This window comes from Deinococcus maricopensis DSM 21211, assembly GCF_000186385.1.
Taxonomy (GTDB): domain Bacteria; phylum Deinococcota; class Deinococci; order Deinococcales; family Deinococcaceae; genus Deinococcus_B; species Deinococcus_B maricopensis.
This window is the reverse complement of the sequence record NC_014958.1, coordinates 338,274-361,016: the sequence shown is the minus strand read 5'-3', so window position 1 is coordinate 361,016 and position 22,743 is coordinate 338,274. Positions and strand designations below refer to the sequence as shown.

At 70.8% G+C, this 22,743-nt stretch carries 19 protein-coding genes; 11 read left to right on the top strand and 8 right to left on the bottom strand.

Features of this window, described 5'->3' with window-relative positions:
• The first annotated feature begins 66 nt into the window (after positions 1 to 66).
• The 4 genes from DEIMA_RS01555 (at position 67) to DEIMA_RS01540 (ending at position 7,670) form a co-directional block, all read left to right on the top strand.
• Positions 67 to 2,979 carry a PAS domain-containing protein gene (locus tag DEIMA_RS01555; protein ID WP_148234865.1) on the top strand — a complete coding sequence of 971 codons (2,913 nt, stop codon included), beginning with the start codon at positions 67 to 69 and terminating at the stop codon, positions 2,977 to 2,979.
• A gap of 55 nt (positions 2,980 to 3,034) precedes the next feature.
• Positions 3,035 to 3,505, top strand: a complete 471-nt coding sequence (locus DEIMA_RS01550) for a response regulator (RefSeq protein ID WP_013555473.1) — start codon at positions 3,035 to 3,037, stop codon at positions 3,503 to 3,505.
• 256 nt (positions 3,506 to 3,761) lie between these two features.
• On the top strand, positions 3,762 to 3,980 hold the full coding sequence (locus DEIMA_RS01545) for a hypothetical protein (protein ID WP_013555472.1): 219 nt from the start codon (positions 3,762 to 3,764) through the stop codon (positions 3,978 to 3,980).
• A 627-nt stretch (positions 3,981 to 4,607) separates the two neighbouring features.
• Positions 4,608 to 7,670: a PAS domain-containing protein gene (locus DEIMA_RS01540; protein WP_013555471.1), complete on the top strand. Its 3,063-nt coding sequence runs from the start codon at positions 4,608 to 4,610 to the stop codon at positions 7,668 to 7,670.
• A 96-nt stretch (positions 7,671 to 7,766) separates the two neighbouring features.
• Here DEIMA_RS01540 and DEIMA_RS01535 read toward each other — a convergent pair whose 3' ends face one another.
• The 3 genes from DEIMA_RS01535 to DEIMA_RS01525 form a co-directional block, all read right to left on the bottom strand.
• Positions 7,767 to 8,216 carry a hypothetical protein gene (locus DEIMA_RS01535; RefSeq protein WP_013555470.1) on the bottom strand — a complete coding sequence of 150 codons (450 nt, stop codon included), beginning with the start codon at positions 8,214 to 8,216 and terminating at the stop codon, positions 7,767 to 7,769.
• A gap of 131 nt (positions 8,217 to 8,347) precedes the next feature.
• Entirely contained in the window at positions 8,348 to 9,172 is an 825-nt protein-coding gene (locus tag DEIMA_RS01530; RefSeq protein WP_013555469.1) for a siderophore-interacting protein, read from the bottom strand.
• A 61-nt stretch (positions 9,173 to 9,233) separates the two neighbouring features.
• Positions 9,234 to 10,130 (bottom strand): heme/hemin ABC transporter substrate-binding protein, encoded by an 897-nt coding sequence (locus DEIMA_RS01525; RefSeq protein ID WP_013555468.1) that lies wholly within the window; start codon positions 10,128 to 10,130, stop codon positions 9,234 to 9,236.
• Positions 10,131 to 10,181: 51 nt separating this feature from the next.
• On the opposite strand from DEIMA_RS01525, the gene DEIMA_RS18125 reads away from it, so the two are divergent.
• The 5 genes from DEIMA_RS18125 to DEIMA_RS01505 all read left to right on the top strand — a co-directional run bounded on the left by DEIMA_RS18125 (position 10,182) and on the right by DEIMA_RS01505 (position 12,907).
• Positions 10,182 to 10,340: a hypothetical protein gene (locus DEIMA_RS18125; RefSeq protein WP_169311914.1), complete on the top strand. Its 159-nt coding sequence runs from the start codon at positions 10,182 to 10,184 to the stop codon at positions 10,338 to 10,340.
• 82 nt (positions 10,341 to 10,422) lie between these two features.
• Entirely contained in the window at positions 10,423 to 11,208 is a 786-nt protein-coding gene (locus tag DEIMA_RS01520) for a hypothetical protein (RefSeq protein WP_013555467.1), read from the top strand.
• Between the two features lie 227 nt (positions 11,209 to 11,435).
• Positions 11,436 to 11,690, top strand: coding sequence for a hypothetical protein (locus DEIMA_RS01515; RefSeq protein ID WP_013555466.1), 255 nt, complete (start codon positions 11,436 to 11,438; stop codon positions 11,688 to 11,690).
• 369 nt (positions 11,691 to 12,059) lie between these two features.
• Positions 12,060 to 12,305 carry a DUF2171 domain-containing protein gene (locus DEIMA_RS01510; protein WP_013555465.1) on the top strand — a complete coding sequence of 82 codons (246 nt, stop codon included), beginning with the start codon at positions 12,060 to 12,062 and terminating at the stop codon, positions 12,303 to 12,305.
• A 29-nt stretch (positions 12,306 to 12,334) separates the two neighbouring features.
• On the top strand, positions 12,335 to 12,907 hold the full coding sequence (locus DEIMA_RS01505; protein WP_013555464.1) for a peroxidase-related enzyme: 573 nt from the start codon (positions 12,335 to 12,337) through the stop codon (positions 12,905 to 12,907).
• Between the two features lie 37 nt (positions 12,908 to 12,944).
• Here DEIMA_RS01505 and DEIMA_RS01500 read toward each other — a convergent pair whose 3' ends face one another.
• The 4 genes from DEIMA_RS01500 to DEIMA_RS01485 form a co-directional block, all read right to left on the bottom strand.
• Complete coding sequence (locus DEIMA_RS01500; protein ID WP_013555463.1) at positions 12,945 to 14,855, bottom strand: acetate--CoA ligase; 1,911 nt, start codon at positions 14,853 to 14,855, stop codon at positions 12,945 to 12,947.
• Positions 14,856 to 15,043: 188 nt separating this feature from the next.
• Entirely contained in the window at positions 15,044 to 15,904 is an 861-nt protein-coding gene (locus DEIMA_RS01495) for an SDR family oxidoreductase (protein ID WP_013555462.1), read from the bottom strand.
• A gap of 63 nt (positions 15,905 to 15,967) precedes the next feature.
• Complete coding sequence (locus DEIMA_RS01490; protein ID WP_013555461.1) at positions 15,968 to 16,384, bottom strand: Rrf2 family transcriptional regulator; 417 nt, start codon at positions 16,382 to 16,384, stop codon at positions 15,968 to 15,970.
• A 227-nt stretch (positions 16,385 to 16,611) separates the two neighbouring features.
• Complete coding sequence (locus DEIMA_RS01485) at positions 16,612 to 17,385, bottom strand: hypothetical protein (protein ID WP_013555460.1); 774 nt, start codon at positions 17,383 to 17,385, stop codon at positions 16,612 to 16,614.
• Positions 17,386 to 17,575: 190 nt separating this feature from the next.
• Between DEIMA_RS01485 and DEIMA_RS01480 the strand changes: the two genes are divergently transcribed.
• Both DEIMA_RS01480 and DEIMA_RS01475 read left to right on the top strand, forming a co-directional pair.
• Positions 17,576 to 18,841, top strand: coding sequence for an AAA family ATPase (locus DEIMA_RS01480; RefSeq protein WP_013555459.1), 1,266 nt, complete (start codon positions 17,576 to 17,578; stop codon positions 18,839 to 18,841).
• Between the two features lie 163 nt (positions 18,842 to 19,004).
• Positions 19,005 to 20,078 (top strand): SGNH/GDSL hydrolase family protein, encoded by a 1,074-nt coding sequence (locus tag DEIMA_RS01475; RefSeq protein WP_013555458.1) that lies wholly within the window; start codon positions 19,005 to 19,007, stop codon positions 20,076 to 20,078.
• A 59-nt stretch (positions 20,079 to 20,137) separates the two neighbouring features.
• On the opposite strand, the gene DEIMA_RS01470 is transcribed toward DEIMA_RS01475, so the two are convergent.
• Positions 20,138 to 22,711, bottom strand: coding sequence for an ATP-binding protein (locus DEIMA_RS01470; protein WP_013555457.1), 2,574 nt, complete (start codon positions 22,709 to 22,711; stop codon positions 20,138 to 20,140).
• Positions 22,712 to 22,743 lie beyond the last annotated feature (32 nt).

The following is a 22,743-nucleotide window of genomic DNA, read 5'->3' as shown; positions in this document are numbered from 1 at the left end:
CCTCCGGGCGGCGTGGACGGCGCCCGCGCGGACCACGCACCTCAGGCCAGTGCTTAAATAAGGAATGTGCCCCCCACACCTCCATCATCGCCGTCAACGCACGCCATTCTGGACGCGGTGGATGTGCCCGTCCTTGCGGGCGAACCCGACGGGACGATCACCCACCTGAATGCCGCCGCGCGCACGCACCTCCGCGCGCTCGGCCTGACCGTGGACGTGGGGGACCGGGCGCCGGCGGTCCTGCAGGACCCGCACGTGCAGCACTGGTGGGTGCAGTGGCCGGACGGCCCCACCAGCGCGCGGCTCACGCGCCTGCCGTTCCGCGCGCACCTGCAGCCTCTCCCTGACGGTTGGGTGCTCACGCTGCACCCCCAGCGGAACACGCAGGATCAGGCGGTGTTCGCGGAAGTGATGGAACAGGCGCCCGTCGGGTTCATTCTGCTGGACGTGCCGTCCGGGCGGGTCCTGCACTACAACGCGCAGGCGGAAGCCATCCTGGGCCACCCGGTCCTCCCGGGCGACGGCGTGGACGCCTACAGCCTGTACGGCGCTGTGCACGCCGACGGCACGCCGTACCGCGCGCACGAGTACCCCAGTGCGCGCGCCGTGCAGCACGCTGAAGCCGTCCGGGACGAGCCGCTCCGGTACCGCCGACCGGACGGGCAGCTCATTCACCTGCGCGTCAGCTCCGCGCGCGTCCTTGACAGTGACGGCGTCGCCCGCGTCGCCGTCACGCTCTTCTACGACGTGACCGAAAAGGTCCGCGCCCGGGAGCGCCTCGCCGCCACCGCCGACCACGCGCGCCGACTGTTCGAGTCGCTCCCGCAGATCGTATGGGTGCTCGACGAGCACGGCGCGGTCCTCCACTTCAACGCCCGCTGGGCCGAACGTACCGGCCTGAACGTCCACCCGGACGGCCTCAGCTGGATGGAAGCCCTCCACCCGGACGACCAGGCCGCCGCCGCCGCCGCGCGCCGCGAAGGGTTCGCGCAGCAGCAGGCGTACCAGGTGGACGTGCGCTTCCGCACCCGGGACGGCGCGTACCGCTGGCACCACTGCCAGGTGACGCCCACCCCCCCCATGGCGGGCTCCCCCGTCCGCTGGGTGGGCACAGCGCTGGACATCCACGACCGCTGGGTCGCCGAGAAACGCAACCAGCTCCTGCGGGACCTCGCCCTCGACCTGGCTGCGGCGCACACCATCGACGCCGTCCACGAGGTCATCCGCGTGAACGGCCGTACAGGCGGCGTCCACGCGACCCTCCACCTGCACCCGGACGCGCCAGCGCACCCCCCCAAGGCGGACCCGGAGCGGCACGTGACAGACGTGCGCCTGCCGCTCGTCCTGGGCGCGGAGACGCTCGGCGTCCTGCACATCGACTTCCTCGGCACCCGCGTACTCGACGCCCGCCGGGTGGATTTCCTGCAGTCGGTGGCGGCGCAGTGCGCGCAGGCGCTCGTGCGCGTACGCGCCGCCGACGCCGAACGCGCCGCCCGCCAGGCGTTCGAGCGGGCGGCCGCGCTGCTCCACACCTCCCTGGACCGCGCGCCCGTCGGCTTCGCGCTGCTCGACACGGACCTGCGCTACCTGAACATCAACCCCGCCATGGCCGCGTTCAACGGCCTCGCCGTGGACGCCCACCTGGGCCGCACCGTCCACGACATCATCCCCGACCTGGCACCGCAGATCAGGGGCCTGCTCGAGCAGGTCCTCGCCCACAACGCGCCCATACTGGACGTCCCCCTGACCAGCCAGACCCCCGACGCGCCCGGCCAGACGCGGCACTGGCGCGGCCACTACTACCCGGTGCGCCTCCCGAACGGCGACCTGATCGGCCTGGGCGCCCTCGTCACCGAAACGACCACCCTCATCCGCGCCGAACAGCAGGTGCGCGCCAGCGCCGCGCAGTACCGCAGCCTGATCGACAACTTCCCCGGCGGCGCGGCCATCCTGTTCGACCACGACCTCCGCTACGTGCTGGTCGGCGGCGTCGGCCTCACGGACATCGGCCTTGACCCGCGCGCCATGGAAGGCCGCACCCTGCGCGAGCTGTTCCCCCGGGACGTCGCCGATCAGCTGGAAGGCCCGTACCGGGGCGCCCTTCAGGGGGAACGGCACACGCTGGAATTCCGGTACGGCACCAGAATCTACCTGTGCCGCGTGGCGCCCGTCCGCGATGAGGACGGCGCCGTCCTGGCGGGCCTGCTCATCTCGCAGGACATCACGGACCTCAAAACCGCGCAGGCCCAGATGCACCGCGTCAACGCGCAGCTCGAAGGACTCGTGGAGCGGCGCACGCAGGACCTGCAGGCGCTCCACACGGAACTGCAGTCGTACACGCGCGCTATCTCGCAGGAGCTGTTCGAGCCGACACGCCGCATCGGCAGCTTCCTGGAACTGCTGCAACGCCGCCTCGGCCCGCACCTCGACGACCGCGGCGCGCAGTACTTCACGCTGCTCAAGGCCGAAGCCACCCGCGCGCGCGAACTGGTGCAGGACCTCGTGCACCTCGCAGGCGTCGAGCAGCGCCCCCTGCGGCTCGAAACGGTCCCGCTGGACGTACTCGTCGCGCAGGTCCGCTCGGACCTCGAACCGAAACTGCAGGTGCAGCAGCTCACCTGGGACGTCCAGCACCTCCCCGTGGTGCGCGGCGACACGCTGATGCTCCGCGAAGCGCTCACCAGCCTCCTATGGAACGCCGTGCAGGTCGCCGCGAGCGCCACGCCCCCCGAAGTGCACGTGCGCGCCGAAACCGTCGGGGACGCCGTGCGCCTGCACATTCAGGACAACGGCGTCGGCATGAACGCCGAGAACGTCGAGGCGCTCTTCGACGTGCGCGCCCGCCCCCTCACGGACGCCGCGCCGCTCGGCCTCGCCAACGTACGCCGCATCATCCAGCGGCACGGCGGACGCGTGTGGGCGCAAAGCCGCGTGGGCGCCGGAACCGTCGTGACCGTCGAACTCCCCGCAGGAACGTGAAGGCCCCTGAGCGCATTATCATGGCCCACGTCAGTGCAGAGAGCAGGGTGAAGTGATGCAGGACTGGAAACCCCAACCCCCCCGGGTGCCGCAGGTGCTGTTGGTCGAGGACCACGCCAGTGACGCGTTCCTGCTGCAGGCGGCGTTCGAAGAGGCCGGCGTGACCGTCACGCTGCATGTCGTGCGGGACGGCGAGGAAGCCCTCGCGTTCGTGCGCCGCGCCGCGCCGTTCACGGCCGCGCCCACCCCGGACCTGATGCTGCTGGACCTCAACCTCCCCCGGGTCGGCGGGCTGTCCGTGCTGGAGGTCATCAAAGCGGACGCGGAGACGCGTTCCATTCCGGTGGTGGTGCTCAGCACCTCAAATGCCCGCGTGGACATCGAAGGCGCGTACGCCCGCGAAGCGGAAGCGTACCAGGTGAAGCCGAGGACCTTCTCGGAACTGATCGCGTTCGTGCAGCGCCTCCAGCACGGACAGGACGACGTGCCCGGCCTGTCCTCCCCGGAACCCTGGCTGGGCGACTGACCCGCAGCCCCTGAGGCCCGGCCTGACCCTGAAGCGCGGCCCGGTCCCTGCGCTGCGGGCGCCCAGAGGTGATGCGCCAAGTCACCCAGTGCTGCCCGGCGGAGCCTTTTCACCTCGCCGCGTGAGCGATTCACCACGCGGGGCCGCGCATTCATCCGCCCTTCAGGCGCTTTAGCAGCCAGCTGCTGTTCCCGTGAAGCCCCCTTCAGGAACACCACCACCGTGGTCAGCCTCCAGGCGCTCACATGTAATGTGAATGAACGCGTATGACACGGCCGTGCGGGCTCTAGCGGAACTGCTGCTCGACGTGGAGCAGCACCCGCACCCCCGGCTCGAAGCGGCCTCGCAGGCCCTGAAACGCCACTTCCTCGCCCTGCACGGGCGCTCCCTGGAGGACCAGGACTACACGCTGCTCTCTGACCACATCCGCGCAGTCCAGCAGCGAAGGCAGGCGGCACCCTGGACCGTGGACTGAGCCCCTTGGCCGACTGCGCCTGCACCCGCCGCACGGACCGGCACGCCCCTGCATGCGGCAAGGCGCACGCCACCAGGGCCGCAAACCCGTGAGGGCCGTGGTCCGACAAGCGCATGAGCGAGCAGGAACTAACCGCCCGGAGTCCGCTGCGCGGCGGCCGTAGGCCCCAAAGGGGCTGCACGAACCTCGGGGCGAAAGCCTCCAGCCTGCTCGGCGAGCGACCTCGCAGCTACGCCGCCAGCCAGCAGGACGCCGCCCAGAACGCGGTCCGTTCGCGGTGAACATCAAGGCACTCAAGGCAGAAGGGCTTCCTTCGTCCATTTCTGGTGGCCCCCTGCGATGAAGGCACGCTTGATCGGGCAGTGAGCGCCTTCTTCGCACAGCGCTCACTGCCTTGCGAGCTACGTGCAGCCGACCATCATGGTCGTTGTCCGAACGAAAGAACTCTGCGAGAGCGCTGTCCCTACACTGAGGGCATGCTCCCTTTGGACTCTCGTCACTGCTGGACGCGCCGGGTATGGCGCGGGTAACGACCCTGAACGCCCAGCCCGGCCCAGTCATGCGCGCGCCGACCCCTCCCTCGCGCGGGGGCGCCTCGCGCGCGCACCCGGTGCGGTCGGGGGCCGTGTGAGCGTCCTTTTCGAGAAGGCCGCGCTGGACCGGCTGTCCCTCATGATCGACGGGGTCGTGTGGCAGGGCGATCCGGCGACGGGCAGCAGCACGTACGTGTCCGAGAAGATTACGGCGCTCCTGGGGTACACGCCGCAGCAGTGGATGAGCAACCCGCACTTCTGGGAGAGCAGCATCCACCCGGACGACCGCGCGCAGACGCTCGCGGACCTGGAGCGCTTCACGCGGACCGGTGAGCCGTTCGCGCTGGAGTACCGCGCGTGCCGTGCGGACGGGCGGGTCGTGTGGCTGCGGGACGTGACCACTCCGCTCGTCGAGGATGGGCGGCTGGTCGCGCTGGGCGGAGTGATGCTGGACATCACGGCGCAGAAGCAGGCCGAAGCGGGCCTGCGGGCCGCGCGGGACCGCTTCGAGAAGGTGTTCGCCGCCAGCCCCGTCGGGATTGCCCTGACCGGCTTGTACAGCGGCCGCGTGATGGACGCCAACGACGCGTTCCTCGACATCATCGGCCTGCCGCGCGACGCGTTCGTGGGCAGCACCAACGACACCCTGAACCCGTGGATGGACCTGAGTGACCGTGAGCGGCTGGTCCGCGCCATTCAGGCGGGCCCGGTGCGGGAGTTCGAGGCGCGCCTGCGGCACGTCCCGACAGGCGAAGCGCGGGACGTGCTGATGTCTACGGAGGCGCTGGAACTGGAAGGCGAGGAAGTCATCCTGATCCTCACGCAGGACGTCACGGAACGCAGACGCGCCGAGGCGGCCGCGCAGGCCAACGAGCAGCGGTTCCGGGCGATGGTGCAGCACAGCAGCGACCTGCTGACCATCGTGACGCGCGGCGGGTACCTCAAGTACGCGAGCCCGTCCCTGCAGACGCTGCTCGGCTACGAGCAGGACGCCCTGATCGGCCGCAACGTCATGGAGTTCATCCACCCGGACGATCAGGCGGCTGCGCGGACGGCATTCATGCCCGTGGCGGAAGGGGAGACGGGCGCCACGGGGCAGCACGCGAGCCGGTACCGGCAGCGGAACGGCGAGTACTGCTGGATGGAGTGGGTCGCCACCAACCACATCCTCGACCCGCACGTGGGCGGCATCGTCATGAATTCCCGCGACGTGACCGCGCGCATGGCTGCCGAGGAGGCCGTGAAGGCCAGCGAGCGGCGGTTCCGCACGCTCGTGCACAACAGCAGTGACATCATCACCATCATCAACCGGGGCGGGTTCATCACGTACACCAGCCCGTCCGTGCACGCGCTGCTCGGTCAGGGAGGCCCGTGGGACGTGGGCGCGAAGGTGCTGGACTTCATGCATCCCGACGAGCACGACGAGATCCGCGCGGTGTTCGCGCAGGTCGTGGCGGGCGGGGCCGGCGCGACCGCCCGCAACACCAACCGGTTCCTGCATGCCGACGGCACGTACCGCTCGGTGGAGTGGGAAATCACCAACCACGTCGACAACCCGGACGTGCGCGGCATCGTCATGAACTCCCGCGACGTGACCGCCCGTCTCGAAGCCGAGGCGGCACTGCGGGCCAGCGAGCGGCGGTTCCGCACGCTCGTGCAGAACAGCAGCGACATTGTCACCATCGTGAACCGCGGCGGGTACGTGACGTACATCAGCCCGCCGGTGGAGACGCTGCTGGGCCACGTCGGCTCGTGGATGATCGGCACCGACGTGCTGGAGTTCATGCACCCCGACGAACATGACGAGATCCGCAGCGCGTTCACGCGCGTCGTCGAGGGCGGGCCGGGCACGACCGCCCGCATGACCAACCGCTTCCTGCACGACAACGGCACGTACCGCTGGATGGAGTGGGTGGCCACGAACCACCTGCACGACCCGGACGTGCGCGGCGTCGTCATGAACACCCGCGACGTCAGCGAACGCAAAGCCATCGAGGACGCGCTTGAGGAGAGCCGCCGCACGTTCGAGGTGCTGTTCGATGAATCCCCGGACTCGATCATGCTCGTCGCGTTCGACGGCGACATGCCCATCGTGAACTGCAACGAGGTGGCCGCGCGCATGAAAGGCTACGCGCGCGAGGAACTTATCGGGCAGAGCACGTACATCGCCCTGCCGAACCGCGACGAACTCCTCGCGGACCCTCACGCGAACGACGCCTTCCGCGCGCAGGTGCGCGCGGAAGGCCGCCTGCACTTCGAGTCGGACCTCGTCCGCAAGGACGGCAGTATCTTCCCGGTGGACATTCACCTCGTGCTGCTCAACCTCGGCGGGCGCGAGATGCTGCTCAGCGTCGAGCGTGACATCACCGAACGCCGCGCGACCGACGCGGCCCTCCGCGCGAGTCAGGCGCGCCTGCTCGCCAGCGAGAAACTCGCGGGCCTCGGGCGGCTCACGGCGGGCCTCGCGCACGAAATCAACACGCCGCTCGCCAGCACCCTGAACGAACTGCACGAAGCGGCGCGGCTCGCGCAGGAGTACCGCGACTCCATCGGCGCGCCCGGCGTGAACGACGACGACCACCGCGAGATCGCGTCGGAACTCGCGGCGGCGGTGGACGCCGCGACGCGCAACACCACCCGCATCGGCGACTTCATCCGCAAGATGCGAAGCCACACCCGCGACACCGTCACCGGCCGGCAGACGTTCGACGCCGTGAAGAGCGTGAACGACACCCTGACGATGCTCGCCCACGAGGCGCGCAGCGCGAACGTCAGCCTGCTGTTCGAGCAGCCGCGCGACGCCGTGCAGCTCACGGGCGAACCGGGGCGGTTCACGCAGGTGATCACGAACCTCGTCGTGAACGCCATTCACGCGTGCAGCTCAGGCGCGAGCGTCACCGTCCGCTTCGGCACGCACGAGGGCGTGCCGACCGTGGAGGTGCAGGACACCGGGAGCGGCATCGCGCCGGACGTCCTCCCGCGCATTTTCGAGCCGATGTTCACGACCAAGGACGTCGGCCAGGGCACGGGTCTGGGGTTGAGCATCATCCACGACATCGTCACCGGGCATTTCGGCGGTGACATTCACGTCACCACGACGCTGGGCGCGGGCACGACCTTCACCGTCCACTTCCCCGAGGCGGCGCCGCCCGCCTGAACACCGACGCCTCGGCGCACCTGCACGGCTCAGCAGGCCCAGCAGTGAGGCGCGCCCGCCAGGAAGAGCGGGCGCGCCTTGCGGGAACGGCGGAAGTTACTCGTCACCCCAGAAGGTCTGGATGCTGGCCGGGTCGGTGTGCGCGGCGCCCACGACGGGCGCGGTGAAGGTGGTGGTGGCGCCCGTGCGGGTGTTCGTGAGCGTGAACGTCACGGGTTTGTTCACGGTGGTGCTCTCGTCGTCACGGTCGAGCGTGACGTTGAGCCTCACGCGGCCGCCGTCGAGGGTGGCGGCGTCCAGGGTGACGTTCACGTCGCTGGCGTTGTCGGTGAGGATGAGGTCGCTGGTGACGTCGTCGCCGTTCGCGCCGGTCAGGTCGACGCGGGCGGCGTCGAGCGTGAGCACCTGCCATGACGCTTCGGTGTACAGTTCGTTGTACGCGAGGATGCGGCCGTTGTCCTGCACTTTGAGGATGTTCACGGGGGTGCTGGCGGCGCCGGCGAAGGTGGTGGTCAGCAGGGCGAAGGTCAGGATGATGTTGTTCATGGGGTCCCTCCTCAGGGCGGGCGGGTCACCGGGTGACCGCCCTTGATGCCCTGAGCTTGACGGGCCCGTGTAAAACATCTGCGTACGACCTGTGAAGAACTGAAGTACGCCCTGCAACGCGGGGTGAGGGGTCAGCGTGCAGTGGGGGTGGCGCGCGTGGGCCCCTGGGGTTCGCTGCGGGCGAGTGTCCAGTAGCCGACGGCGCGCACCCAGTCGCTCGGGAGGCCGCGTTCGTCGGTGAGGTGGTGGCGGATGGCGGTCGCCTGGGTGGTTTCAGTGCCGACCCACACGAATCCGTCACCGTCGGGGAGGTGCAGGTCGCGGAGCGCGTCGAGCAGCAGGGTCGTCGTGCCGGGCGCGGCGGGGGCGCGGTGCAGCCAGCGGACGCGCGCGTCTGCGGAGGTGGTGAGGGGCAGTTCGTCGGTGGCGTCGTGCACTTCGAGGAGCACGGTGGCGTGCGCGCCGGCGGGAAGTTCCTCGAGGCGGCGGGCGATGGCGGGCAGCGCCGCTTCGTCGCCGGCGAGCAGGTACCAGTCGAAGTCGTACGTGACGAGGGTGGAGCCGCGTGGGCCGCCCACGCCGAGGCGGTCGCCGGGCTGCGCGTTCGCCGCCCAGGTCGCGCCGGGGCCGTCGCCGTGCAGCACGAAGTCGATGTCCAGTTCATGGACGTCTGGCCGGTACTGGCGGGGGGTGTAGTCACGCCGCGCGGGAGGCGTGACGCCCTCCGGGAAGGTGGGGCCGGTCGGGCCGAACGTGGGGAGGTGCGGCGTGCGTTCGCCGGGGGCAGGGAAGAAGAGCTTGACGTGGTCGTCGGCGCCTTCGCTACGGAACCCGTCGAGGGCGTCGCCGGTAAGGGTGACGCGGCGCAGGCGGGGTGTGAGGTCCTGGACGGCTTTCACGTCGAGCAGGCGGAGTTGGACGGGGTGCGGGCCGACGCGGGTGATGCGTGGGGTCATGAGGGTGCCTCCGGGGCGTGAACGTGAGCGGCGGCGCCGCACAGGCGCCGCCGCTCGGGGGTTAGTTGCGGAAGTCGGCCTTCCACTGGCGCGCGAGGTTCAGCGCGAATTCGGGCAGGCGCGGGCCGATCCAGCGGATGGAGTCGTCCACGGTGTAGATGCGTTTGTTACGCCCGGCGGGCGTCTGGGCGACGCCGGGGAGCTTCAGGGCGCCGTCGAGTTTGCCGACGGCGTCGTAACCGCGGTTGAGCATGATGATGGCGTCGGGGGCGAGGGCGACCATGGCTTCGGCGGTGAGGGGTTTGGTGTCGCGGAAGGGCGCGATGTTCCGGCCGCCGGCCATTTCGATAAGGGTGTTCGCGCCGCCGTCGGTGCCGTAGATGCTGGCGTCGCCAGGGCCGTGGGCGTACAGGAACAGTACGCGCGGCGTCCGGGTGGGCTGGTTGATCTTGAGGGCGGCGAGCTGGGTGGTGAAGCTCTTGGTGAGCGCCTGCGCGGCGGAAGGGACGTTGTACACGTCGGCGAGCATGTTCAGGCGGGTTTTGACGCCGTCGAGGCCGCCGGTGTCGCTGGCGGGCAGCACGAGGACCTTGATGCCGGCGCTGCGGAGTTGCGTGACGACGGTGGCGTTGTTGCCGACAGTGAAATTGTCGGCGGTGCCGATGACGAGGTCGGGTTTGAGCGAGATGATGCCTTCGGCGGGGAGTTGCGCCCAGTGGCCGACGCTGGGGATCTTGTTGGCGGGGTACGTGCCGGTAACGTCGGTGCCGACGATGGTGCCCTGCTTGCCGAGTTTGTAGATGAGTTCGACGGTGGTGCCGTTCAGCGCGACGACGCGTTTGGGGTTGGTGACGGTGACGCTCACGCCGTCGGCGCCCTTGACGGTGGCGGCGCCGGCGAGGGACGTGGCGGTGAGCAGCGTGGCGGTGAGGGCCTTGATGGTTAGGTTCGTCTTCATCTCGCCCCTTTTTAGACTATTCCGACTGAATTAGTCAATTTTAGAAATGCGGTGCCCCAGCCGGACCCGCCCACCGAGCGCACGCACCGACGCTGCCTCAAAGCCAACCGGCACAACAGCCTGACCCTCAACACCGTCGTCCCACACGCACCCGACGCCCCCTGCTGCGGCGTGACCACCCTGCACCCTCCAGCCCTACACAACTTCTGAACACCCCCTACACGGCCCTTGAATGACCACTGCGCAAAATCACGGCAGGTGGAACCACCCAACCACCCCAAGGAGAACCCCCATGACCACTGCCAAGAAACGCCTGACCCCCATCCTCGCCACCCTGCTCATCGGCAGCACCCTCGCCAGCGCGCAAACCCAGCCGACCAGCACCCCAACGTCACCCCGCCCGCAACAGCAACGCAGTGACCGCCCCGACCGCGCCGCCATGACCATCAAGTACTACAGCGGCCACCCCCTCAAAGGCGGCAAGCTCCTCCTGACCACCACCCTCCAGCCGCCCACCCGAGCGGACCGCGACACCCCCGCCTCGCCCTTCGCGAACGCCCCCACAAACGCCACGTACGTCGCCATCAGCACGCCGTTCGGAACGCGCATCACCACCCTCAAAGCCGCCCAGGCCGCCCCGTTCGGCGACCACCCCGGCCAACCCGGACGCGACGGCGACCACCGCGACGGCCAGCGTGGCGCCCCCGGCACCCCGAACGGCACCCCGAACGGCACCCCGGGCCGAGGCGACCGCCCCACGCCCCCGAACGGCCAGGACCGTCCCGGCGACCGCGGCGCCCCGAACGACCGCGTGGACCGCGGCAACCGCTCCGCCGACCAGAGCGGCGCAGGCCTGCGCCTCCCCGGCCTGCGCGACGCCAGCAGCGTCACCTTCTACGCCACCGACCCGCTCACCGGCGGGCAGGCGCAACACACCATCAACCTCAGCGCCACGCCCACCGCGCAGCAGCAACAGGCCATCACCCAGGCCAGCAGCAAAGCGAAATACGCCGTGATCGAACGCAACGGCGAAACCGTCATCGTCAACCTCACCACCCAGCCCGGCGCGCCCCGCTAACCCCCCCACGCGCCCTCTGACGCTCAGGGGGCGCGCCTCACCCACGTCCGGCAGGGCCCCCACAACGCCTCTCCAAGCCCCCCAGACCCAGAACGCCCAGACGAAGCGGACCTCCGCGCGAGCGGGATTCACACGCGCAGCCTTCGCGGGGGCGCTGTCCACTCGACATGAATGGCCCTTGAAGGTCGCGCCATGGCCCCCTCCTGAACACTCGTTACTCTGCGCGCATGCACCCGGACGTGACTGTCATTCAAGCGTTCCTGGACGGCATTGAGGAGGAACTCCGGCACCTGTGTGCCATGCCTGCCAGCCCAGCACGCGATCACCTGCTTCAAACGACGCACCAGCAACTCATCCGCGTGTACAGCGACCTGCACGACACGCGCAGTACCCTCACGGCGTCGCCTGCCGAGCCGAGCGGGGCGCCTCAGCTCAGCACGGCCCGCGCGGAATTGTGGGCGCTGGCGTCAACGGACACCTGACGCTCCACACCGCGCGGGCCGGAGCGTGCAGCAGCGAGGTTGCCACGTCCGCGCCGCGCGCCTGCCACCGCCGAGATGTCCCCGCCTGCGCCCGAATCGCCAGCGGGTTCTGAACGGCCATTCCCTGTGGACCTGGAAGGCGATAGCGTCCAGAGCACTGGCCGAGGGGGCAGGGCCAGCGCCGCATGCTCGGGCAGGCGAAGCTGAAGGTCGGCGTCCGCCCGCCGCGCCGGGGTGCGCGGCCCCTGAACCTTCATTCATGCCCGCGTCATGCGTCTGCGGTGCGCGGGCCGTACGGTGAGGGTCGAACGCACGGCGCCGCCCTCCCTTCGGGAACGCGCACATTCCCCGTGCGGTCAGGAGGTTGCCATGACCCTGTCCCAGAACATCCGCGAGCATATGGACGTCATCTGCGCAGATGGGCATCATCACGGTCAGGTGGATCACCTGGACGGCGAGTACCTGAAACTCACCCGCGACGCGCAGGGGCAGCACCACTGGCTGCCGCTCAGCACTGTCGATCACGTAGACGAGCATGTGCACCTGAACCTGCGGCACGAGGAGGTCGCGTCGCATCTGCTCAGCCAGGACCCGCACCCGGAGCACCGCCAGTAACGCACGCTCGGTCGGCCATACTGGTGGGCATGCCGTCCCTGTCGTTTCTGCCTGTTCCGACCGAAGCGGAAGTCACGCCGGAAATCGCCACGTTGTGGCGGAAGGCGCATGGCGCGCTCGGGTTCACGCCGAACGTGTTCCGCGCGCAGGCGCTCAACCCGGCGCAGTTCTGGGCGTGGTGGAAATACTACGACCTGCTCATGAACAAGGAAGGGCACCTGCCGCCGCTGGAGCGGGAGATGGTCGCCACGGTCGTGAGCAGCCTGAACCGCTGCGTGTACTGCCTGGTGTCGCACGCGTCCGCCGTGCGTGTCCTGAGCGGCGATGTCCGCCTGGCGGACACGCTTGCCATCGACTACCGTCAGGCGGACCTGACGGCGCGGCAGCGCGCGATCCTGGATTACGCCGCGCACCTGACGCGCCACCCGGACCGCGCCAGCCGGGACGATCTGACGCCGCTGCGCGACGCGGGCCTGGATGACCACGCGATTCTGGAGCTCACGCAGGTGGTCGGCATGTTCAACGCCACGAACCGCATCAGCAGTGCGCTGGGGTTCCAGCCGAACGAGGAGTACTTCCACCTCGGCCGGACGGGGCAGTAACAGCAGGGGAGAGCGGCCTGCGGGTGGCCGCTCTCCTTCAGGCCTGGGCGATGCGGCCTTTCACGACCTCGATGGCGTCGGGGTTGTCGAGGCTGGTGAGGTCGCCGCTGACGTCGCCGGTCACGAGCAGATCGCGCAGGAGGCGGCGCATGATCTTGCCGCTGCGGGTGCGCGGCACGGTCGGCGTGACGATGACGCGCGCCGGGCGCGCGATGGGGCCGACACCCTGCACGATGGCTTCCGCGAGTTCCCCGGCGAAGCCGTCGTGCGTGGCGGCGTCGCCGCGAAGCACCACGAACGCCACCGGCACGGCGCCCTTGAGGTCGTCAGGTTGCGCGACGACGGCCGCTTCGCTGACGGCCGGGTGGGTGATCAGCGCGGCTTCCATCTCCATGGTGCCGATGCGGTGCCCGGCGACGTTCATGACGTCGTCGAGGCGGCCGGTGACCCACAGTTGCCCGTCCGCGTCGATGAGCGCGGCGTCCGACGCGGCGTACGCGCCCGGGTGGTCCGTGAGGTACGTCTGCACGTACCGGTCGTGGTCGCCCCAGACGGTGCGGGCGAGGCATGGGAACGGTTCGGTGAGCGTGAGCGCGCCCAGTTCGCCGGGCGCGGCTTCCTGACCGTCGTCGCGGACGATGCGGGCGCGGTAGCCGGGCAGGGGGTGGCCGCAACTGCCGGGCCGGGTGGGGGTGAGGCCCACCATGCTGCTCGCCCACGCCGTGCCGGTTTCCGTCTGGCCATACGTGTTGTTCACGAACACGCGCCCGGCGCCGAGCGTGCCTTGCGTCCAGTGCCACGTTTCCGGGTCGAGCGGTTCGCCGACGAGGCTGATCAGGTCGAGGCGGCTGAGGTCGTGGGGGGCGAGGGCGGCGTCGCCGGCGCGGCGCAGCATCCGCAGGGCGGTGGGGGCGGTGAAGACCTTGTTCACGCCGTACCGCTCGATCAGGGCGTACGGCCGGGCGGGGGTGGGCGTGTCGATGCCGCCCTCGTAGATGACGTGCGTCGCGCCGTGCGCGAGCCCGCCGACGAGCGCGAAGATCGGGAAGGTCAGCCAGCCGACGTCGGCGGTGCACCAGTACACGTCGCTCGGCTGGAGGTTCAGGGCCCATTTCACGTTCGCGTACGCGCCGGCGAGGAACCCGAGGCCGGCGTGCACGAGGCCTTTGGGTTTGGAGGTCGTGCCGGACGTATAGATGATGAAGCCCGGCTCGTTCGCCTCCATGGGGACGGGGTCGGCGCGGCGCGTGGTGGCCTGCAGGAGCGCGTGGAAGTCGTGCTCGCCCTCACGCAGGGACGCGGCGGGGTCCACGCGGCGCGCGACGATCACGTGCGGTACGTGGAGACCGCGGAGGGCCTCGTCGAGCGTGGCTTTGAGGGGCACGGCCTTGCCACGGCGCAGGGTCGCGTCGGTGCAGACGACGACCTTCGGCTGGGCGTCGACGAGGCGGTCGCGGACGGCGGAGGCGCTGAAGCCCGCGAAGATGACGGAGTAGATCGCGCCGATGCGGTAGCAGGCGTGAATGGCGATGAACGCCTCGGGGACGTTCCCGAGGTAGATGGCGACCCGGTCGCCTTTCGTGACGCCGAGGTCCTGCAGGGCCGCGGCGAAGCGCGCGGTGGCGTCGGTGAGGGCGCCGTACGTCCATGTTTCGCGGTGGCCGTCCTCGCGTTCGTAGAGCAGCGCGGTGCGTTCGGACGGGTGGCGGTCGAGGCAGTTGACGCTGACGTTCCCGGTGGCGCCCGGGTAGTAGCGGAAGTCGCCGAGGGTGCCGTCCAGGGCGGTGTCCGGCGGCGTGGTCCACGTGAGTTCCCGCGCGATGTCCAGCCAGTACGCGGGCGGGTCGAGGGCGAGCAGGCGCGCGGCCTCGTCGGGCGTGACGGGCGCGGCGGCGCTCAGCGGTGCGGGCGGATGGACGAGGGGGTGCTCCAGCAACGGTTTCTCCACAGGTCAACCTCTTGTTCCGGCCGTCCGGCCTGGCGCGGGCCGAGCGGGGGGCCCGGCGGGACGCCGGGTGCAGCTCACGAATGTCGATGTCCCGGCCAGTATAAGGGCGCGGCTGGGCGCACCCGCGGGGCGCCGGAATGCTGGAAGGAGGAGCCCGTGTCGGGCTCCTCCTTCCAGGGGTGCTGGGGTTACTGCGCGCCGAGGGCGGCGCGGATGACGTCCGCGGCGGGCGTGGAGGGGCGGGCGATCAGGCGGCGCAGGTCGCCGCTGTTCGTGGCGAGGTCGCCGCGTTCGATGCCGGCGTCCGCGTCCGCGAAGACGGTGGCGGTCCCTTCGGGCAGGCCGAAGCCCATGAGGGTGCGGGTGTACTCGTCGACGGGCATGTTGGTGTACGTGACGGGCTGGCCGCTTACGCGGCTGATGTCCGCGGCGAGGTCGCTGAGCGTGAGCGCCTGGTCGCCGCCCAGTTCGTACGCCTGCCCTTCGTGGCCGGCGGTGCTGAGGACGGCGGCGGCGGCTTCGGCGTAGTCCTGGCGGGCGGCGGGCGTGAGGCGGCCCTCGCCGGCGCTGCCGATCATGCCGCCCTGCGCGAGCGTCTGCGCGAGGCTGTCGGTGTAGTTCTCGATGTACCAGCCGTTGCGGAGGAACACGAAGGGCAGGCCGGATTCGCGGATGAGCGTTTCGGTGGCCTGGTGGTCGCCGGCGAGCAGCATGGGGGTGGTGTCGGCGTTGAGGATGCTGGTGTACGCGAGCAGGGTGACGCCGGCGTCGCGGGCGGCCTGGATGACGTGGCGGTGCTGGCCGACGCGGTCGTTGAAGTCGTTGCTGGAGATCAGCAGGAGGCGCTGGACGCCTTGCAGGGCGGTGCGGAGCGTGTCGGGCTGGTGGTAGTCGGCGTGGCGGACCTGGACGCCCTGCGCGGCGAGGTCGGCGGCTTTGGCCGGGTCGCGGACGAGGGCGACGAGGTCGCTGGCGGGCACGCCGCGTGCGAGGAGGGCCTGGACGGTGAGGCGGCCGAGGTGGCCGGTGGCGCCGGTGATGGCAATCATGGTGGGCTCCTTTGAGTGAGAGGCTTCGTGTATGTGTGTCGGTTACATGTTGGTGAAAAAAAATCAGCTGGCCCGCTGCGCCAGGTCCGCCATGACGTCCACGAGCGTGACCTGCCCGAGCCGCTCCTCCAGCGCGCGCTGCGCAGTGCCGAACACCACTTCCAGGGTGTCCTGGATGTGACTGCCGACGGGGCACTGCGGGTTCGGCTGCTCATGCAGCCTGAACAGATGCTCCGGCGGATTCACGGCGCGGTACACGTCGAGCAGCGTGACGGCGTCCGGCGTGCGCGTCAGCACGGCTCCCGCCACGCCGCGTTGCGTGCGCAGAAGGCCCGCACGGCGCAGCAGCCCGATGATGTTGCGGACGACGACCGGGTTGGTGCCCACGCTGCCGGCAATGGCTTCGGAAGTGCGGGCATGGTCCGGGTGCATGCTGATCAGGGCCAGCACGTGCACGGCCACGGCATATTGACTGTTCACGAGCGTTCACCTCCAACCAACATGTAACCAAATTACATACATCTTTGGGCGGTGTCAAGCAGCCTGCACTCTCCCCGCACCCCCACGAGCAACCTCCCACTCCACAACCCACAGCGGACGCCAGCATCACCAACTCCCCCCCTCGGCTAGAGGAAAGCGTCACGCAGGTCGCGGACTCACCGGGCCCGCCCGGACCCCGGCCCTGCACCCACGACCCTCACCGACGCTCAGGGTGCCCCCACCCGCTCCGCCAGCCGCCGAATTTCCACCGCCATCCGCGAGTCCACGCAGCTGTGCGCCTCCAGCCACGCCAGAATGCACAGGGCCGACGGGCCATTGCGCGCGTAGCCCTGCACCATGCCCGGCAGGGCCGCCGCCACCTCCGGAAAGCGCTGCTCGAAACGCCGCTCCGCCATGAACGCGTCCGCGTGCCCCGCGCGCGCGGTCCCCTGCAGCGTCGCCAGGTCCAGCACGCGGTCCACCGCGTACTGCTGAATGAACCGCGTGGCGCTCAGGCGTTCCCCGCGCGCCTCACGGTGCAACCCCACGAACAGGTTGGTGAGCGCCTCGTTCGTCTGCCACGCCGCTGAACGAGGCGCTCCGACCGCCGGGGCAGCGGGCGCGGCCAGTGCGTCCGGGACGCCTTCGCGTTTCCACACCAGGCGCCCCGCCGCGTATGGCACGCCCCGCAGTGCCTCCATCTCGAACACGGCGTACTCGGCGAACACCCCGTCCCCAAACAGGACCTTGCGGCCATCCGGGGTGTTCGCGAAGCTGAACGCCACCGGATGCGCCCGCTCAAGCCAGCCGAGGTCCTCCAGGTACGCCGCCCGGGCACCCGGCGCCACGATGACAAAGAAGTCGAGGTCCGAGTGTTCGTCCAGCCGGTCCGTTTCCAGACCGACCGAGCCGAGCGCCAGGAGCGCCAGCGCGTCCGGGCGAGTACGGAGCGACGAGGCCACAGCCTCCAGACGGGCGAGCAGATGAGCTGGACTGGGCATCAGGCGTCCACTGTACTTCCCGCGTGCGGAGGGCGCCGCTCCCTCGGCGCCCTCCGCACGATGGCCTGCCCCCACCCCGCCATTTTCGGCTGCCGCGCCGCGTGCGGGCGCAGTAGGCTGCGCAGTGATCCTCGATGACGCACCGCGCCCCCACCCCCTGCACCCTCACCCGACGCACGCCCGGGTACGCATGAACGCTTTCCTGAACGGCCTGCGCGCGGGCGACCAGCCGGACCTCGCGGCATTCACGCGGGAACTCGGCGCGGCCCTCCCGCTCCTCGCCGAACTCCCACGCACGCCCCAGGACCCCGAATGGCACGGCGAAGGGGACGTCGGCACGCACACCGACCTGGTGCTGCAGGAAACGTACCACCTCGCGGACACGCACGCCCTGAGCGGCGACGCGCGCCTCACGCTCGTGCTCGCCGCCGCGCTCCACGATCTCGGCAAGCCGCTCGTCACGCGCCGCGACGACAGCCGCGGAACGCCGCGCATCGTGTCGCCCCGCCACGCCGACCGGGGCCGATCGTACCTCGCGTACCGCCTGCCCGAACTGGACCTCCCGCACGCCGTCACGCGGGACGTCATGGCGCTCGTCGGGCACCACCACGACCTCGCCCGCACCCTCACGGACGGTTCCCTGCGCGCGTACCGCCGCCTGGCACGGCAGGTGGACCTGCAGGCGCTGTACCTGCTGGAAGTGGCGGACACGCGCGGTCGCGTATCCGCGGACCGCGACAGCAAACTCGAGGACCTCGAATTGTTCCGCCTGGGCGCGCAGGAGTACGGCGTGTGGGACGCCACGGACCCGTACGCCGAGTGGCGCGCGGACATCCAGGCGCAGTTGCGCGGCTTCCCGGACGCGTACGTGGACCTGACGCTCGAATCGGGCATCCTCGACCATGAAGCGGGCCTGATCAGCACCCCGCACGAGGCGGTCGCGCGGGCGTACGCAGCCCGCGCCGGCTTCCCGGACCTCACTGTCACGGTCGGGCCGAGCGGCGCCGGCAAGAGCGCCTGGGTGGCAGCACACTACCCGGACCACGCTGTCGTGTCCCTCGACGCGCTCCGTGACGAACTGGCCGGGCGGCGCGCCGACCAGAGCGTGAACGGCCGCGTCCTGCAGGCCGCCAAGGAACAGCTGCGGGTGGCGCTGCGCGCCCGCCGGCCCGTCGTGTGGGACGCCACGAACACCCGCCGTGACTTCCGCGGCGTGCCGCTGCGGCTTGGCTTCGAGTACGGCGCGCTCACGACCCTCGCGGTGTTCCAGCCGCCGCTCAGCACCGTTTTCGAGCGCAACCCGGCGCGCACGCACGCCGTCCCCGCGCACGTGGTGGCCGCGCAGGTGGACCTGCTGGAGTTCCCATACCGCCCGGAAGCGCACCGCACGCGGGTCATCGGGGAGTACGGGGAAACGCTCGACCATTCCGGCTTCAGCCGCCCGCCGCGCCCCTGAAGGGCCACCCCGCAGTGCTGAAGGGCCGCGCGGGTGGTCGGCCCCGGAGCTGCAAAACGAGCGGCGACGTCGGCATGGCCGGGTGTGGCGTGCCCTACAGACCTTCCCTGCTTTTCCAGGTGCGCGCGTTGCGCCGCCTGGACGCGGTTCGTACACTCGCGCTATGAGACGCCTCGTTCCCCTCGCTCTCAGCGCCACGCTGCTCGCCGCCTGCGCGCCCACGCAGGCGCACCGCGCCCGACCGGGCGCGACGCCGTTCACGCAGTACGTCGCCATCGGGGACAGCATCACCGCCGGCTTCCAGTCCGGCGGGCTGACGGCCGCGTCGCAGCGCGACGCCTACCCGCGGCTGCTCGGCGCGCGCGGCGGGCTGGACGTTCCCATGCCGGAAGTGAACGACCCCGGCTGCCCGCCGCCCATCGGCGTGACCGGCGAGAAGAACTGCACGCGCCGCGACCCGGCCGTCCGCTCGCCCGTCGTGGCGATACCCGGCGCGAAGGTCGGTGACGTGCTGCGCAGCACGGACCGCCAGGTGGCCGACCCGGACCCGCAACTCTACGACGCGGACCTGTACCGCGTGATTCTCGGGACGGGCACCACGCAGCTTGGCGCGGCGCTCGCGCAGAAGCCGCAGTTCGTGACCGTCTGGATCGGCAACAACGACGTGCTCCTCCCGACCCTGCGTGGCCGCCCGGACACGAGCACGCCCGTGGCGCCGTTCCGCGCGGATTACCGCACGCTCATCGAGCGGCTGCGCGTGTCCGGCGTGCCGCACATCGTCGTGATGACCGTCCCGGACGTCACGCGCGTACCCGCCCTGATTCCGGTGCGGCTCCTGCGCCTCGCGGGCGTCGTCGCGCGCGACTGTGACGGGCAGGACGTGTACTTCGGGTCGGTCGTGGTGGGCCGGGCCACGGCGGCGCAGCCGCTCTCGTGCGCGTCCAGCGAGGCCCTCACCGCTGCAGAATTCGCGCAGGCGCAGGCGACGGTCGCGCAGTACAACGCCGTGATCCGCGAGGTGGCTGCAGAATTCCAGGTGCCGGTGTTCGACGTGAACGCCGTTCTGGACAGGCTGCCGGGCCGACCGCTGCTGCCGACGGCGGCGTCGCCGTTTGGGCGGTCCTTCAGCCGGGACGGCGTGCACCCGAGCAGCTTCGCGCACGCGCGGTTCGCGCAGGCGCTCGCGGTGTTCATGAATGAGCAGTTCGGGACGGACCTCGACGTGCGCGCGCCCTGACCGGGCGCCGCGCGCAGTTCAGCACGCTGGGGGACCACGCAGGGGTGGTCCTCCAGCATTCATGCGTGGTCGTGGTCGGCAGGGGCGAGCGGCAACGTGAACGCGAACGTCGTGCCCACGCCGAGCCGGGACGTCAGCGTAATGTCCCCGCCGTGCCGCTCCACGATCTTCCGCGCGATGGACAGCCCGATCCCGCTGCCCGGGTACTGCTCGCGGTGATGCAGACGCTGGAAGATCTCGAAGATCCGCTGGAAGTACACCTCCTCGATGCCGATGCCGTTGTCGCGGACCGTGAAGCGCCACATGGACCCGGCGGGCTGCGCGTGCACGTGCACTTCCGGGCGTCGGTCGTGCGCGCGAAACTTCAGGGCGTTTCCGACAAGGTTCTGCAGCAGCTGCCGCAGTTGTGTGGCGTCGCCGTGTACGTCCGGCAGCGCCCCCACGTGAATGTCCGCGTCACACGCCTCGATCTGCGCGCGCAGGTCCTGCTGCACCTGCAGCATCAGGTCGTCCATGGGCACGCGCTGCGGGCCGTCCGGGTTGCGGGTCACGCGGGAGAATGCCAGCAGGTCCTGAATCAGCTGGCTCATGCGCGCCGTCCCCTCGAGAATGAAGCGCGCGTACTGCGTGGCCCGCTCGTCGTCCGCGGGTGCGTACCGCGTCACGAGCCGCTGCGCGAAGCTCGTGACGGTCCGCAGTGGCTCCTGCAGGTCGTGGCTGGCGACGTACGCGAACTGCTCCAGTTCCGCGTTGCTGCGCCGCAACTCCTCGTTCGTGCGTTCCGCTTCACGCAGGGCCTGCAGGCGCTCCGTGGCGTCCAGCGCGACGCCCACCACGTTGTTGACCGTGCCGTCCGGACCGTGGACGGGCACCAGCCACGTTTCCAGCACCCGCCCGGACCGGAACGCCAGCAGGTCGTGCGTGAGCTCCCCGTTGAGGGCCTGGTGAAGGCGCACCCTCTGCCGCAGCTCCGGCTCGTGCGCGAACAGCGACATGGCGGGACGCCCCACGCCCTGGCCAGGCTGCAGGCCCAGGGTCGGCAGCAGCTGCCCTTCCAGCAGCGTGAACACGCCGCGCGCGTCCGTGGCGAACAGCACAAGGGGGGCGTGGTCCGCGACGGTCTTCAGGTACCGCTGCGTGGACGCCAGTGTGCGTTGCGCTTCCAGGCCCTCCAGCGCGAGGCTGAGGCTGCGGGTGACGACGTCCAGGACCACGCGGTCTGTCTGCGTCCAGTGCCGCTGCGCGCGCAGCTCGATGCACAGCACGCCCGCCACCTCGTCATTCACGAGGACCGGCAGGGTGGCGCTCACGCGCGCGCCCTGCCCGGGCGCGTCCTGGTACAGCGCCGTGCGGGACGCCCACACCTCGTCGAGGGGGCCAGCGGCACCCACCGGCAGGTCCTCGTGCGTCAGGACGTGCGCGCCCGCGCCGGGCGCGTCGCCGGCGTGCGCCTGCACGCGCCAGGTGTCCGCGTCGCGCGTCCAGTACCGCGCGTACCCGCCGGGCAGCAGCGACAGCACGGCCGCCTGCGCGCGCTGCACGAGCGCCACCGGGTCGCCGCGCAGCGTGAGGTCCTGCGTGAGGCGCACGAACGCTTCCAGCGCGCGGGCGCGCACGTCCAGTTCCGTGTTCTGCACGCGCAGCCGCTCGGTCGTCGCCTGCCGCTCCAACGCGAGGTCGAGGCTGCGCGCGACAGCGCGGAACACCGCCTGCTCCCGCGCCGTCCACTGCGGCGCGCGTGACGTGCCGAGCGACAACAGCCCCCACGTCTGGCCGCCGCGCGCGTACGCCGCGAAGGCCGCCGCGTGGTACGGCCACGCTCCCTCAGCGTTCGGCCGGGCGCCCTCCACGATCACGGGCGCGGCGCCCGGTTCGGCCTGCGCGAACCCGGGCGTGTCCGGCGGCACGCCGAGCCGCCCGAGCGCGACGGTGTCGGCGTGCACGTCCGGCGAGGCGGCCTGCAGGTGCCACGCTCCGCCACGCAGGTCGTAGAACGCGGCGGCGACGCCGAGCGTCACGTGTAGGACCGCTACGGCCCGCTCGGCCAGCTCGGTCACGTCGGTCGCCTCGGCGGCCGCTTCCATGAACGTCACGAAGGCGTCCTGCGCGGCGTTCTGCGTCTGTAGTTCCTGGGTGCGCTGCGTGACGCGCGCTTCGAGGGCCGTCCGGGCGTTGGCGCGGTCCAGGGCGAGCGCGCCGTGCCGCGCGAGCGTGCGCAGGAACGCCTGCTCGGCGGACGTGAAGACGTGAAGGTCCAGCAGGTCCACGCGCAGCACGCCGAGCGTGCGCCCGCCGGCCATCAGCGGGAACGCCGCGTGGGACGCGGGCGTGCCGGGCGCGGCCGGGCCGTGCAGCGTCGCGAACTGTGCTTCGCGCGTGTCGAGCGCGGCGCGGGCGAGCGGGGCCGCGCCGGGCGGCAGGGCGTGCTCCATCACGACGGGCGTGCCTGTGACGCCCGCGACGCTCAGCGTGTCGCCGAGCAGCAGGGTGGCGCCGCTGCGTCCGGGTGTGGCGTGCAGCGCGGCATTCAGGAGCGTGTCGGCCACCTGGTGCGTGCTGCCGGCCTCCGCGAGCGACTCGGCGGCGCTGAGCAGCACGTCACTGAGGGCGCTCGCCCCGAACGGTTCAGGCATCCTCCTCACGATACCCTGCCGCGGGCGCCCGC

What these genes read in the sequence shown, in the direction of transcription:
- DEIMA_RS01535 (WP_013555470.1), bottom strand. Translation starts at nt 8,216, where the DNA reads ATGAACAACATCATCCTGACCTTCGCCCTGCTGACCACCACCTTCGCC.
- DEIMA_RS01550 (WP_013555473.1), top strand. Translation starts at nt 3,035, where the DNA reads ATGCAGGACTGGAAACCCCAACCCCCCCGGGTGCCGCAGGTGCTGTTG.
- DEIMA_RS01530 (WP_013555469.1), bottom strand. Translation starts at nt 9,172, where the DNA reads ATGACCCCACGCATCACCCGCGTCGGCCCGCACCCCGTCCAACTCCGC.
- DEIMA_RS01515 (WP_013555466.1), top strand. Translation starts at nt 11,436, where the DNA reads ATGCACCCGGACGTGACTGTCATTCAAGCGTTCCTGGACGGCATTGAG.
- DEIMA_RS01495 (WP_013555462.1), bottom strand. Translation starts at nt 15,904, where the DNA reads ATGATTGCCATCACCGGCGCCACCGGCCACCTCGGCCGCCTCACCGTC.
- DEIMA_RS01505 (WP_013555464.1), top strand. Translation starts at nt 12,335, where the DNA reads ATGCCGTCCCTGTCGTTTCTGCCTGTTCCGACCGAAGCGGAAGTCACG.
- DEIMA_RS01510 (WP_013555465.1), top strand. Translation starts at nt 12,060, where the DNA reads ATGACCCTGTCCCAGAACATCCGCGAGCATATGGACGTCATCTGCGCA.
- DEIMA_RS01475 (WP_013555458.1), top strand. Translation starts at nt 19,005, where the DNA reads ATGAGACGCCTCGTTCCCCTCGCTCTCAGCGCCACGCTGCTCGCCGCC.
- DEIMA_RS01485 (WP_013555460.1), bottom strand. Translation starts at nt 17,385, where the DNA reads ATGCCCAGTCCAGCTCATCTGCTCGCCCGTCTGGAGGCTGTGGCCTCG.
- DEIMA_RS01480 (WP_013555459.1), top strand. Translation starts at nt 17,576, where the DNA reads ATGAACGCTTTCCTGAACGGCCTGCGCGCGGGCGACCAGCCGGACCTC.
- DEIMA_RS01545 (WP_013555472.1), top strand. Translation starts at nt 3,762, where the DNA reads ATGAACGCGTATGACACGGCCGTGCGGGCTCTAGCGGAACTGCTGCTC.
- DEIMA_RS01520 (WP_013555467.1), top strand. Translation starts at nt 10,423, where the DNA reads ATGACCACTGCCAAGAAACGCCTGACCCCCATCCTCGCCACCCTGCTC.
- DEIMA_RS01470 (WP_013555457.1), bottom strand. Translation starts at nt 22,711, where the DNA reads ATGCCTGAACCGTTCGGGGCGAGCGCCCTCAGTGACGTGCTGCTCAGC.
- DEIMA_RS01525 (WP_013555468.1), bottom strand. Translation starts at nt 10,130, where the DNA reads ATGAAGACGAACCTAACCATCAAGGCCCTCACCGCCACGCTGCTCACC.